Origin of the sequence: Streptomyces sp. ISL-99 (assembly GCF_018614005.1) — a bacterium.
Taxonomy (GTDB): domain Bacteria; phylum Actinomycetota; class Actinomycetes; order Streptomycetales; family Streptomycetaceae; genus Streptomyces; species Streptomyces flavidovirens.
Genome location: NZ_JAGGPC010000048.1, coordinates 61,164 through 73,725 on the forward strand (window position 1 = coordinate 61,164; position 12,562 = coordinate 73,725).

General features: G+C 70.8%; 12 protein-coding genes and 1 pseudogene. 9 read left to right on the forward strand and 4 right to left on the reverse strand.

Annotated features, from left to right (window positions below):
* Nucleotides 1-25: 25 nt before the first annotated feature.
* Nucleotides 26-253 (forward strand): hypothetical protein, encoded by a 228-nt coding sequence (locus J7E91_RS27875; protein WP_028813741.1) that lies wholly within the window; start codon nt 26-28, stop codon nt 251-253.
* Between the two features lie 143 nt (nt 254-396).
* Nucleotides 397-1,086: an HU family DNA-binding protein gene (locus J7E91_RS27880; RefSeq protein WP_214909323.1), complete on the forward strand. Its 690-nt coding sequence runs from the start codon at nt 397-399 to the stop codon at nt 1,084-1,086.
* Between the two features lie 315 nt (nt 1,087-1,401).
* On the opposite strand, the pseudogene cofC reads toward J7E91_RS27880, so the two are convergent.
* Nucleotides 1,402-2,073, reverse strand: a pseudogene (cofC, locus tag J7E91_RS27885) (2-phospho-L-lactate guanylyltransferase); the annotation flags it as partial.
* Between the two features lie 148 nt (nt 2,074-2,221).
* On the opposite strand from cofC, the gene J7E91_RS27890 reads away from it, so the two are divergent.
* The 3 genes from J7E91_RS27890 to J7E91_RS27900 all read left to right on the forward strand — a co-directional run bounded on the left by J7E91_RS27890 (nt 2,222) and on the right by J7E91_RS27900 (nt 5,287).
* Nucleotides 2,222-2,974 (forward strand): 1-acyl-sn-glycerol-3-phosphate acyltransferase, encoded by a 753-nt coding sequence (locus J7E91_RS27890; protein ID WP_214909326.1) that lies wholly within the window; start codon nt 2,222-2,224, stop codon nt 2,972-2,974.
* Complete coding sequence (locus J7E91_RS27895) at nt 2,971-3,984, forward strand: NAD(P)H-dependent glycerol-3-phosphate dehydrogenase (protein WP_214909327.1); 1,014 nt, start codon at nt 2,971-2,973, stop codon at nt 3,982-3,984. Before J7E91_RS27890 ends, J7E91_RS27895 begins: the two co-directional genes overlap by 4 nt.
* A gap of 145 nt (nt 3,985-4,129) precedes the next feature.
* Nucleotides 4,130-5,287, forward strand: coding sequence for a D-alanine--D-alanine ligase family protein (locus J7E91_RS27900; RefSeq protein WP_214909328.1), 1,158 nt, complete (start codon nt 4,130-4,132; stop codon nt 5,285-5,287).
* Here J7E91_RS27900 and J7E91_RS27905 read toward each other — a convergent pair.
* Nucleotides 5,284-5,808, reverse strand: a complete 525-nt coding sequence (locus J7E91_RS27905; RefSeq protein ID WP_214909329.1) for a DUF3515 domain-containing protein — start codon at nt 5,806-5,808, stop codon at nt 5,284-5,286. The two genes, J7E91_RS27900 and J7E91_RS27905, sit on opposite strands and share 4 nt — an antisense overlap.
* Before the next feature lie 20 nt (nt 5,809-5,828).
* Entirely contained in the window at nt 5,829-6,062 is a 234-nt protein-coding gene (locus J7E91_RS27910; protein ID WP_069926747.1) for an Lrp/AsnC family transcriptional regulator, read from the reverse strand.
* A 205-nt stretch (nt 6,063-6,267) separates the two neighbouring features.
* On the opposite strand from J7E91_RS27910, the gene J7E91_RS27915 reads away from it, so the two are divergent.
* Entirely contained in the window at nt 6,268-7,239 is a 972-nt protein-coding gene (locus J7E91_RS27915) for a thiamine-phosphate kinase (RefSeq protein ID WP_214909330.1), read from the forward strand.
* Between the two features lie 32 nt (nt 7,240-7,271).
* The gene (thiD, locus tag J7E91_RS27920; protein ID WP_214909332.1) at nt 7,272-8,072 is read left to right on the forward strand and encodes a bifunctional hydroxymethylpyrimidine kinase/phosphomethylpyrimidine kinase; all 801 of its coding nucleotides are present in this window, start codon (nt 7,272-7,274) and stop codon (nt 8,070-8,072) included.
* A gap of 85 nt (nt 8,073-8,157) precedes the next feature.
* On the opposite strand, the gene rpmB is transcribed toward thiD, so the two are convergent.
* A complete protein-coding gene (gene rpmB / locus J7E91_RS27925) occupies nt 8,158-8,343 on the reverse strand; it encodes a 50S ribosomal protein L28 (RefSeq protein WP_003957616.1) in 186 nt (61 codons plus the stop codon).
* Between the two features lie 208 nt (nt 8,344-8,551).
* Here rpmB and J7E91_RS27930 point away from each other — a divergent pair, with 208 nt between their 5' ends.
* Both J7E91_RS27930 and recG read left to right on the forward strand, forming a co-directional pair.
* Nucleotides 8,552-10,243: a DAK2 domain-containing protein gene (locus J7E91_RS27930; RefSeq protein WP_214909333.1), complete on the forward strand. Its 1,692-nt coding sequence runs from the start codon at nt 8,552-8,554 to the stop codon at nt 10,241-10,243.
* A gap of 104 nt (nt 10,244-10,347) precedes the next feature.
* Nucleotides 10,348-12,561, forward strand: a complete 2,214-nt coding sequence (gene recG, locus J7E91_RS27935; protein WP_214909334.1) for an ATP-dependent DNA helicase RecG — start codon at nt 10,348-10,350, stop codon at nt 12,559-12,561.
* Nucleotide 12,562 lies beyond the last annotated feature (1 nt).

Consider the following 12,562-nt stretch of genomic DNA (forward strand, 5'->3'; position numbering starts at 1 on the left):
TCGCCCCAGATGGCACAATCGGTGCATGGAACGCGACAGCCAACTCAAGCTCTATGAGGCAGTCGCGGACCGGTTGAAAGAAGCACACACAAGGGTGCGCACACTGCAAGTCCCGGAGGGCGTACGGATGGCGCTGACCCGGAAGCTGCTGGTCATAACGGCCGCGGCGAAACACGATCTCGCCGATGCGGCAAGGCGCCTGGACAGGTTGATGAAGGACCTCGATGAGGGTCGATTCCCTGAAGGTGACTGAGACCTGTGGAACTCCCGCCGGTCTACTTCGTTGCGGCACTAGGGTGATTAGCCCGTTTCGTGTTTGATTTGCGGTATATATCTGCCTAACGTGCGAAAAAGCTTGAACACATTCGTTCTGGCAATGTCTCCGAAGGGGAAGACGTGAACAAGGCGCAGCTCGTAGAAGCGATTGCAGACAAGGTCGGCGGCCGTCAGCAGGCCGCGGACGCGGTCGACGCGGTACTCGACGCGATCGTCCGTGCAACGGTCGCCGGCGACCGTGTGTCGGTCACCGGCTTCGGATCGTTCGAGAAGGTCGAGCGTCCGGCCCGTTACGCGCGCAACCCGCAGACGGGCGAGCGGGTACGGGTCAAGAAGACCTCGGTTCCGCGCTTCCGCGCCGGTCAGGGCTTCAAGGACCTGGTCAGCGGCTCGAAGAAGCTCCCCAAGGGTGGCGAGGTAGCCGTCAAGAAGGCGCCCAAGGGCAGCCTTTCGGGTCCGCCCCCCACCATTGCCAAGGCAGCGGCCAAGAAGGCCGCCACCAAGAGGGCCGCCGCCAAGAAGGCGACCCCGGCGAAGAAGGCGGCCCCCGCCAAGAAGACCACCGCCGCCGCGAAGAAGGCGGCCCCGGCCAAGAAGGCCACGGGCGCCGCCAAGAAGACCACCACGGCCGCCAAGAAGACCACGGCGACGGCGAAGAAGACGGCCGCCGCCAAGAAGGCCACGCCCGCCGCCAAGAAGGCCACCGCCAAGAAGACCGCGCCGGCCAAGAAGGCCACCGCGAAGAAGGCCCCCGCCAAGAAGGCCACGGCGCGCAAGACCACCGCGAAGAAGACCGCTGCGGGGAAGTAGCAGGGGCAGCAACGACTCACGCGCCGGGCCGGGCTCCCTCCGGGGAGCCCGGCCCGCGGTGTGCCCGGGAGCGGCCCAGCGGGCCCCTCAGAACGTCTGCAGCGTCACCAGGGTGATGCGCAGGTCCGCGCCCTCGCCCTCCCCCTCGATGCGCACCCGCTGCCCCGGGCGCAGCAGCCGCAGGCCGCCCGCGTCGAAGGCCGTGGCGTCGAAGTCCACCGGGGTGCCGTCGTCGAGCAGCACACTGCCGCTGCGGGTCTCGGAGTCGTACGTGTACGCGGTCGCCTGCATGACCGCAGCGTATCTGCCGGTGACCGCCGCGCTCAGCCGGGCCGTGCGCGGACCCACGCCGAGCGCCAGCGCCGCCCGGAGATCGTCGCCGGTGTCCACGTCCTGGCGTACGGAATCGACTCCGTCGAGAGGTATTTCCCGGGCGCCCGCAGCTGAATGCCGGGCGCGCGAAGGGCCGCCGAAGAACGGCGCCAATTCCACCCCCGGCGCCGCGGAAAGCAGCGTCGTGCCGATTCCGGTCGCATCAGCCAGAAATGCGCGGGGAAATGCGGCGGCGTAATCGAGCACCTGCTGCAATTCGCCCGGCCGCAGTGCGGGAAGATCGGCATTCAGCGCCGCGACGGCCGCACCGGGCCGCAGCGCGCGCACCGTGCGCGCCCCGTGCGCCAGGGCGGCGTTGAGACCCGCGGCCGGGGCGTCCGGCGCGATACGCGCCCCGAGGGCGGCCAGGGCGGCGCCCGCGGGGCCGTCGTCCGTGACGACCACCACATCCCGTACGGCGGGGCAGGCCAGCACGGCCGCCACGGTGTCCTCGGCGAAGGCGAGAGCGAGCCTCCGGCGCAACGCGTCACCCGCCGAGGGGGCGAGCCTGCTCTTGGCCAGCAACAGGGGCTTCAGGGGGACTACCAGGGACCAGGGAGCGGTCCGGAGCGTGTTCAGTGGCGGGCCCTCCGTCCAGTGCGCGTCGGGCCTCATTGTGGCCTGCCCGTACGGCCGGAAGGGGATCCGGGCCCCTGGGCCGGGGCGTACGGTGTTCTCGACAGACAGGGGACCTGGCGCGACACTTGTGCGGCTGACCAGGCGCACACGTACAAGCAGCCCGGTCCTAGAGGAAGGTGTCCGAGTGTCCCGCCGCAGAATCGGCTTCTGGTACCGCCTGGCGGCGGTCATCGCTAAACCGCCGCTGGTGGTTCTGTTCAAGCGGGACTGGCGCGGAATGGAGAACATTCCGGCCGAGGGCGGATTCATCACCGCGGTCAATCACAACTCGTACCTGGACCCGCTCTCCTACGGGCACTTCCAGTACAACACGGGACGTGTTCCCCGGCTGCTGGCCAAGGCGGGCCTCTTCAAAACCCCGTTTGTCGGAATGATGCTGCGCGGTACGGGCCAGATCCCCGTCTACCGCGAGACCACCAACGCACTCGACGCCTTCCGCGCGGCCGTTGCCGCCATCGAGCGAGGCGAATGCGTCGCCTTCTATCCCGAAGGCACGCTCACCCGCGACCCCGACATGTGGCCGATGGCCGGAAAGACCGGAGCGGCGCGCGTGGCCCTCACGACCAAGGCCCCCGTCATCCCGGTCGCCCAGTGGGGCGCCAACTTGGCGATGCCGCCGTACGCCAAGGAGAAGAAACTCCAGCTCTTCCCGCGCAAGACGCTTCAGGTGCAGGCGGGTCCGCCGGTCGACCTGAACCGGTTCTACGGCAAGGAACCGACGCCCGAAGTGCTGCGCGAAGCAACCGAGGCCATCATGGCCGCCATCACGGGGCAGCTCGCCGAGCTGCGCGGCGAGCCCGCGCCCACCCAGCCGTACGACCACCGCATGGCCCGCGCGCAGCAGCGGCGCAAGGCCGAGGGAGAGAACGCAAAGTGACACGCCAGCCGGTCAAGGCGGCCGTATTCGGAACAGGGTCCTGGGGCACGGCCTTCGGCATGGTGCTGGCCGACGCCGGCTGCGACGTGACCCTCTGGGGCCGCCGCGCCGAAGTCGCCGACGCCATCAACAAGGGCCGTACGAACCCCGACTATTTCCCGGGCGTCGAACTGCCCGCCTCGCTGCGCGCCACCACCGACGCCGCCGAGGCCGCCGAGGGCGCCGACTTCACGGTGCTCGCCATCCCCTCGCAGACGCTGCGCGGCAACCTCGCCGCCTGGGCGCCGCTGCTGCCCGCAGACACCGTCCTCGTCTCCCTCATGAAGGGAGTCGAACTCGGCACCGCCAAGCGGATGAGTGAGGTCATCGAGGAGGTCGCCAAGGTGCCCGCCGAGCGGGTCGCCGTGGTCACAGGCCCCAACCTGGCCAAGGAGATCGTCGCCCGGATGCCCGCCGCCGCGGTCGTCGCGTGCACCGACGAGTCGGTGGCCACCCGGCTCCAGGCGGCCTGCCACACCCCGTACTTCCGCCCGTACACCAACACCGACGTCGTCGGCTGCGAGCTGGGCGGCGCCGTCAAGAACGTCATCGGCCTCGCCGTCGGCATCGCGGACGGCATGGGCCTCGGCGACAACGCCAAGGGCTCGCTCATCACGCGCGGCCTCGCCGAAACGACCCGCCTGGGCCTGGCGATGGGAGCCGACCCGCTCACCTTCTCCGGTCTCGCCGGTCTCGGCGACCTGGTGGCCACCTGCTCCTCGCCGCTCTCGCGCAACCACACCTTCGGCACCAACCTGGGCCGCGGGATGACGCTCGAAGAGACCATCGCGGTCACCAAGCAGACCGCCGAGGGCGTCAAATCCTGCGAGTCGGTGGCCGATCTGGCCCGCCGGCACGGCGTCGACATGCCGATCACGGACACGGTCGTCGACATCGTCCACAGCGGGAAGCCGCCGATCGTAGCGCTGAAGGAACTGATGTCACGCAGCGCCAAGCCCGAGCGCAGCTGACCCCTTCTTCACGCACCTGTCGCGCCGCTTGGCGGGCTGCGAGGCGCTGCGGTGGCCTCCGGGCACCGGCCGGGGAGCCGGGCAGCACGCCGCGCCCGCGCCCGCACTCCACGGCACCGGATGTGCACGGTAGTCTCAGCTCGATATGAGCAGCGAGAACCTCCCCCAGAGCCCCGCGCAGGAGCCCCGCAAGCCGCGCGTGGCCGTCGTTTTCGGCGGCCGCAGCTCCGAGCACGCCATCTCGGTCGTCACGGCCGGCGCCGTACTGCGGGCCATCGACCGCGAGAAGTACGACGTACTGCCGATCGGCATCACGACGGACGGCCGCTGGGCGCTGACCGCCGACGAGCCCGACCGGATGGCCATCACCGACCGGACCCTGCCGAGCGTCGAGAACCTCGCCGAATCGACCGAGGGCGGCGTGGTCCTCTCGGTCGACCCGGGCAACCGCGAAGTGGTCCTGAGCGAGCCGGGCTCGGTGCCCAAGGCGCTGGGCGAGGTCGACGTCGTCTTCCCCATGCTGCACGGCCCGTACGGCGAGGACGGCACCCTCCAGGGCCTCCTGGAGCTCTCCGGTGTCCCGTACGTCGGCTCCGGTGTGCTCGCCTCGGCCGTCGGCCAGGACAAGGAGTACATGAAGCGGGTGTTCATCTCCTTCGGGCTGCCGGTCGGCCCGTACGAGGTCATCCGCCCCCGGGAGTGGGAGAACGACCCCTCCGCCGCCCGCAAGAGGATCGTCGACTTCGCCGGCGAGCACGGCTGGCCCCTCTTCATCAAGCCCGCGCGCGGCGGATCCTCCATGGGCATCACCAAGGTCAGCGACCTCTCCGGCCTCGACGAGGCGATCGAGGAGGCGCAGCGCCACGACCCCAAGATCCTCGTCGAGTCGCTGCTGCGCGGCCGCGAGATCGAGTGCGGTGTGCTGGAGTTCGAGGACGGCCCGCGCGCGAGTGTGCCCGCCGAGATCCCGCCCGTCACGTCCCACGACTTCTACGACTTCGAGGCGAAGTACATCGACTCGGCGGCCGGTCTGGTGCCCGCGCCGCTGACCGACGAGCAGACCGCCGAGGTGCGGCGGCTCGCGGTCGAGGCGTTCGACGCCGCGTCCTGCGAGGGCCTGGTGCGCGCCGACTTCTTCCTGCTCGACAGCGGCGAGTTCGTGATCAACGAGATCAACACCATGCCGGGCTTCACGCCCATCTCCATGTACCCGCGGATGTGGCAGGAGACCGGGGTGTCCTACCCGGAGCTCGTCGACCGGCTGATCCAGGCCGCGCTGCGCCGCCCGACGGGCCTGCGCTAGCCAGCGACGCGACGTGCGCCGGGCAGCGGCTGGAGGCTGTCCGGCACCGTCTTCTTCACCGGCGCCGCGAAGGCCGCCAACGGCGTGACGTCGTGGGCGTACTTCGCGGGGAGGGTCACCTCGACGTAGGCCTCGCGGTAGGTCGTGGTGAAGCGCGGACTGCCGTCCCCCTGCCGCTCCAGCATCCAGTTGACGCCGTCCGCCTCCACCGCCTTCGCCGCCGGATCGTCCATCTTCTCCGGCCGCGGGACACCGCAGCGCAGTACGATCGCCGGATCTCCCCATACGGCGGTGAGGTCCGACTCCGGCTCGGCGGTGCGCCGCTGCTGCCCGTCGACGGCCTCCGGCAGCTCACGGTGCAGTGCCCGGCACACCTCGGCCTCTTCCGAGGACGGGGTGGGAACCGGGACCGCCACGGCATCGTCCGTGAGGGAGCAGCCGACGGCAGCGAGCAGCAGGGCGGCGCACGAGAGCGCCGACACCGACCAGTACGACAGAAGCCGGCGGGAAGTGGAAGTCACCGGCCAAGAGTAGACGGGGGCTAGATGTGCACGACCGGGCAGGTCAGAGTGCGGGTGATCCCGTCCACTTGCTGGACCTTGGCGACCACCAGCCGGCCGAGATCATCGACCGTGTCGGCCTGCGCCCGCACGATCACGTCATAGGGTCCGGTCACGTCCTCGGCCTGGATCACTCCCGGAATCTTGCCGATGGTCTCGGCGACGGACGACGCCTTGCCCACCTCGGTCTGAATGAGGATGTACGCCTGTACCACGGAACCTCCAGGGCGGCCACGAGGATCATGTGGGAGATAAAGAGACGCCACCGTATCGCGTCGTCGCGGGCAGCGGGGAGACCTGCGCGGCCGTCGGCGTACGGAGCGTGGCGTAGGGAGACCAGAAGTTGACGTATGTGTTGACGGTACCTACAGCAGTGATGGCTCGCGACCGCAAGCGCACTGGGGCAGAAGGGGCACATCCATGAAGGGCACTGTGGGCGAACTGGGGGAGTTCGGGCTCATCAGAGAGCTCACCTCCCGGCTCACCTCCACCCCGGCGGTACGGCTGGGGCCCGGCGACGACGCCGCCGTCGTGGCCGCACCCGACGGGCGGGTCGTGGCGAGTACGGACATCCTGCTCGAGGGACGGCACTTCCGGCGCGACTGGTCGACGGCGTACGACGTGGGCCGCAAGGCGGCGGCCCAGAACCTCGCGGACATCGCCGCCATGGGCGCGGTGCCGACCGCGCTGCTGCTCGGCCTCGTCGTGCCCGCCGAACTTCCCGTGAGCTGGCCGACCGAGCTGATGGACGGCATCAGGGACGAGTGCGCGGTCGCGGGCGCCGCCGTCGTCGGCGGTGACGTCGTACGCGGCGAGACCATCACCGTGGCGATCACCGCGCTCGGCGATCTGCGCAACCACGAACCGGTGACGCGGTCGGGCGCGAGGCCCGGCGACGTGGTCGCCGTCACCGGCTGGCTGGGCTGGTCGGCGGCGGGCCTGGCCGTCCTCTCGCGCGGGTTCCGCTCGCCGCGCGCCTTCGTCGAGGCGCACCGGCGCCCCGAGCCGCCGTACCACGCGGGCCCCGCGGCCGCCGAGCTCGGCGCCACCGCCATGACGGATGTCAGCGACGGGCTCGTGGCCGACCTCGGCCACATCGCGGAGGCCAGCAAGGTCCGTATCGACCTGCGGTCCGGGCTCATCGACATCCCGACGCAGATGTCCGACATCGGGCAGGCCGTGGGCGTGGACCCGCTGCAGTGGGTGCTGACCGGGGGAGAGGACCACGCTATCGTGGCGACGTTCCCGCCGGACACGAAGCTGCCCGCCCGCTGGAAGATCATCGGTGAGGTCCTCAACCCCTCCGCGCTGCCGCAGGTGACGGTCGACGGGGCGCCCTGGACGAGCAAGGGCGGCTGGGACCACTTCGGGGACATCGAGACCGCCCCCTAGTCCCGCAGCCCCGGCGTACTAGATTCGCCCGTATGCGAATACTTCCTTGCGTCCTCACCGTCGCCGGATCCGACTCCGGCGGCGGTGCGGGCATCCAGGCCGACCTCAAGACGATGCTGGCCCTCGGCGTGCACGGCATGAGCGTGCTCACCGCCGTGACGGCGCAGAACTCCCTGGGTGTGCAAGGGGCCTGGGACCTGCCGGTGGAGGCCGTACGGGCCCAGTACCGCAGCGTCGTCGACGACATCGGCGTACAGGCCGTGAAGACCGGGATGCTGTCCTCGGCCGAACTCGTCGAGACGGTCGCGGAACTGCTCGCCGGCACCGACGTCCCAGTGGTCGTCGACCCGGTGGGCGTCTCCAAGCACGGCGACCCGCTGCTCGCCACGTCCGCCCTCGAATCGGTACGGACGAAGCTGCTGCCCACGGCGACCGTCGCCACCCCGAACCTCGACGAGGTGGCCCAGCTCACCGGCGTACGCGTGGAGTCCGAGGCGGGACTGCGGCGGGCGGCGGGCGCGCTCCTCGAATTCGGGCCGCGCTGGGTGCTCGTCAAGGGCGGCCACCTGCCGGGCGACGCGGTTGACCTCCTGACGGACGGCACGGAGGAGCACTGGCTCCGGGCCCCCCGCCACGACAACCGGCACACGCACGGGACGGGCTGCACACTGGCGTCCGCGATCGCGTCGGGCCTGGCGAAGGGCCTCGACGTACCGCAGGCCGTGTCCGCGGCCAAGGAGTACGTGACCGAGGCCATCGCGGCCGGGTTCGCGCTGGGCACCGGGATCGGCCCGGTCGACCACGGCTGGCGCCTGAGGAACAGCCAGGAATAGCAGGGTCAGTCATAAAAAGAACCGGCCCACCACAAGGGTGGACCGGTTCTTAAGCAACCAGCTAGGTGGCCGCGCTTGGCATACGTCAGCGCGAGACCTTGCCGGCCTTGATGCACGAGGTGCAGACGTTGAGCCGCTTCGGCGTCCGACCGACCACTGCACGCACGCGCTGGATGTTGGGATTCCAGCGACGGGACGTACGGCGGTGCGAGTGCGAAATGTTGTTGCCGAAGCCCGGCCCCTTGCCGCAGACGTCGCAGTTGGCAGCCACGGGTCACTCCAAAGACTTCAGATGCACTTACAGTGGATCCCGGCATGCCGGGATCGAAGAATCGAGTGGCGTAGCCGGGGGAATGTCCCGATTTTCATCGGGCAACCGGAGCAGCATACATCGGCTGCTCCCGTAGAACGAAACTACCATGGCTCCCGAGGCCCCTCGCCCCGTCCCCCCGCGTCCGCCCCCGCCATCGAGGTGGCGCATGGCGCGACTACCCTGCGGTTCAACCCGCTCTCAAGGAGGACGCCAGGTGCCGCAGACCCTCGACGCCGTCGCGGTACGGACCTGGTGCTCACTGGCCCTGGAGGCGCTGGGCAGAGCCCGCGAGGAAATCGACGCGATCAACGTCTATCCGGTCGCGGACGGGGACACCGGCACCAACCTCTACCTGACCGTGGAATCCGCCGCGCAGGCCGTCGAAGCGGTGTTCACCGCGCACGAGACCGTCACCGGCACCGATGGTGCGCGGGCTGCGCAGGCATCGGGTCCCGCTCTCGCGGACGCGGTACGGGCCATGGCGCACGGCGCGCTCATCGGCGCCCGGGGCAACTCCGGAACCATCCTGGCCCAGCTGCTGCGCGGCATGGCACAGGTGCTCTCCGACCGGGGCGCCGACGCGGAAGGGCTGCGCAGAGGGCTGCGCAGGGCAGCCGAATCCGCCTACCAGGCGGTCGCGCACCCCGTCGAGGGCACCGTGCTCACCGTCGCCACCGCGGCGGCCGACGCCGCCGAGCGAACGGGCGGCGACGCCACCGAGGTGGTGCGCGCGGCGTACGAAGGGGCGCGCACCGCGCTTGAGGCGACCCCCCGGCAGCTGGCCGTGCTCGGGCGTGCGGGCGTGGTGGACGCGGGCGGGCGGGGGCTGGTGGCCGTACTCGGCGCGCTGGTCGAAGCGGTCTCGGGCGAGGCCGTCGCCGTACACAAGCGGCAAGCGCCGGCGCCGCTGCCCGTGACCGACGACTGCCCGGCGGACGCGGGGCAGGAGGGCGGCCCCGCGTTCGAGGTGATCTACCTGCTCGAAGCGGACGACGCGGCGGTGGCCCGGCTGCGCACCCGGCTCGACGGGTTCGGGGACTCGCTCGTCGTCGTCGGCGGCGACGGCCTGTGGAACGTCCATGTGCACGTGGACGACGCGGGCGCCGCGGTCGAGGCGGGCGTCGAGGCAGGCCGCCCGTACCGGATCCGCATCACGCACTTCGCCGCCGACCGGGTCGCGCCGCCCCGCGAACGGGCCCAGCGGGCGGTCGTCGCCGTCGTACCCGGCGAAGGGCTCGCGGGGCTGTGCGCCGAGGCCGGCGCCACGACTGTGCTCGCGCGCCCGGGAGAGCCGCCCGCGAGCGGGGAACTGGCGGAGGCGATCCGGCGCGCCCACGCCCGCGAGGTCGTCCTGCTGCCGAACGACGCCGACCTGCGGCACACGGCGGCCGCGGCGGCGGAGCAGGTCCGTACCGAAGGGGTACGGGTCGCCCTGATCCCGACCCGCGCGGCGGTCCAGGGCATCGCGGCCCTCGCCGTCCACGAACCGGACCGGCGCTTCGACGAGGACGTCGTGGCGATGACGTCGGCGGCGGGCGCCACCCGCTACGGCGAACTGACCATCGCGGAGCGGCAGTCATGGACGATGGCCGGCATCTGCCAGGCCGGTGATGTGCTCGGCCTGATCGACGGCGACGTGGTCGTGATCGGGTCCGACCTGACGGCGGCGGCCCGCACGGTCCTGGACCGGATGCTGGCGGCGGGCGGCGAGATGGTGACGCTGGTGCTGGGGGAGGAGGCGCCGGCGGACCTGGCGGAGTATTTGGCTGCCCATGTACGCGAGTCCCACCTGGCGGTGGACACGGTCACGTACGACGGCGGCCGCCAGTCTTCCCCGCTGCTGATCGGCGTGGAATGAGAGCGCCCGGGAACGGGGTCCGCGGTACCGCGGACCCGGGCTGACGTCTGCGCTCCCGGATTCCGGGATCGGGCGGCCGCCAGTTGTCAGAGCCATGGTGTCCAATGGATTTCGTGCCCGCGCTCGACGAACCACTCAAGAAGACGCTCGGCGGCACCACCGCGAAGGTGATGGCCGAGCACCTCGACCTGCACACGGTCGGTGACCTGCTGCATCACTACCCCCGGCGGTACGCCGAACGCGGCGAGCTGACCCAGCTCGCCGACCTCCCCCTCGACGAGCACGCCACCGTGGTCGCCCAGGTCGCCGACGCTCGCGTCCTGCGCTTCAACAACGGCAGGGGCCAGCGCCTGGAGGTGACGCTCACCGACGGCAGCGGACGGCTCCAGCTGGTCTTCTTCGGCAAGTCGATCTACCACCACCAGAAGGAACTGCTGCCGGGCCGCCGCGGCATGTTCTCCGGCAAGGTCGGCATGTTCCGCAACATCCGCCAGCTCTCCCACCCGGCCTACGAAATGCTCGGCAAGGACAGCGGCGCCGACGCCGTCGAAGCCTGGGCGAACCAGCTGATCCCGCTCTACCCGGCCTGCGCCCAGATGGAGAGCTGGAAGATCGCCAAGACGATCGACCTGGTACTGGCCTCCATGGAGGCCACCGGCTGGCAGGAGATCGCCGACCCCCTGCCGCCCGCCCTGCGCGAGGGCCGCGGGCTCACGGACCTGCCCGACGCGTTCCGCAAGGTGCACCGCCCGCGCACCAAGGCGGACATCGCCGAGGCACGGGACCGGCTCAAATGGGATGAGGCGTTCGTACTCCAAGTAGCCCTCGCCCGGCGCCGGTTCGCCGACACCCAGCTCCCGGCCGTTGCCCGCCGCCCCGTCCCCGGCGGCCTGCTCGACGCCTTCGACGCCAAGCTGCCCTTCACCCTCACCGACGGCCAGCAGAAGGTCTCCAAGGAGATCTTCGACGACCTGGCCACCGAACACCCCATGCACCGCCTCCTCCAGGGCGAAGTGGGCAGTGGAAAGACGATGGTGGCGCTGCGCGCCATGCTCGCCGTCGTCGACGCGGGCGGCCAGGCCGCGATGCTCGCGCCCACCGAGGTGCTCGCCCAGCAGCACCACCGGTCCATCACCGAGATGATGGGCGAGCTGGCCGAGGGCGGCATGCTCGGCGGCGCCGAGCAGGGCACCAAGGTCGTGCTGCTCACCGGCTCCATGGGCATGCCCGCCCGCCGTCAGGCCCTGCTCGACCTGGTCACCGGAGAGGCGGGCATCGTCATCGGTACGCACGCGCTGATCGAGGACAAGGTGCAGTTCCACGATCTGGGTCTCGTCGTCGTCGACGAACAGCACCGCTTCGGCGTCGAGCAGCGCGACGCCCTGCGCTCGAAGGGCAAGCAGCCACCGCACCTGCTGGTGATGACGGCGACCCCCATCCCGCGCACGGTCGCGATGACCGTCTTCGGCGACCTGGAGACCTCGGTCCTCGACCAGCTCCCGGCCGGCCGCTCGCCCATCGCCACCCACGTCGTCCCGGCCAAGGACAAGCCGCGCTTCCTCGCCCGCGCGTGGGAGCGCGTGCGCGAGGAAGTGGAGAACGGGCATCAGGCGTACGTCGTATGCCCGCGTATCGGCGACGACGAGGACGATCCCAAGGGGGGCAGGAAGAAGGCCGCGGCCGCCGACGAGGACCCCGAGAAGCGGCCGCCGCTCGCGGTCCTGGAGATCGCCGAGCAGATCGCCGCGGGTCCGCTGAAGGGCCTGCGCGTCGAAGTCCTGCACGGGCGCATGCAGCCCGACGACAAGGACGACGTGATGCGCCGATTCACCGCCGGGGAGGTGGACGTCCTGGTCGCCACCACGGTCATCGAGGTCGGCGTGAACGTCCCCAACGCCACCGCGATGGTGATCATGGACGCCGACCGGTTCGGCGTATCGCAGCTGCACCAGCTGCGCGGCCGGGTGGGCCGTGGCTCGGCGCCCGGGCTGTGCCTGCTCGTCAGCGAGATGCACGAGGCGAGCCCGGCCCGCGCCCGGCTGTCCGCCGTCGCCGCGACCCTCGACGGCTTCGAGCTCTCCCGTATCGACCTCGAACAGCGCCGCGAGGGCGACGTACTCGGCCAGGCCCAGTCCGGTGTCCGGTCGTCGCTGCGGATGCTCGCCGTCATCGACGACGAGGAGGTCATCGTGGCGGCCCGCGAGGAGGCCGTAGCCGTCGTCAACGACGACCCAGAGCTGCGACGGCTGCCGGAGCTGCGCACCGCTCTGGACGCCCTGCTCGACAAGGAGAGGGAGCAGTACCTCGACAAGGGCTGAC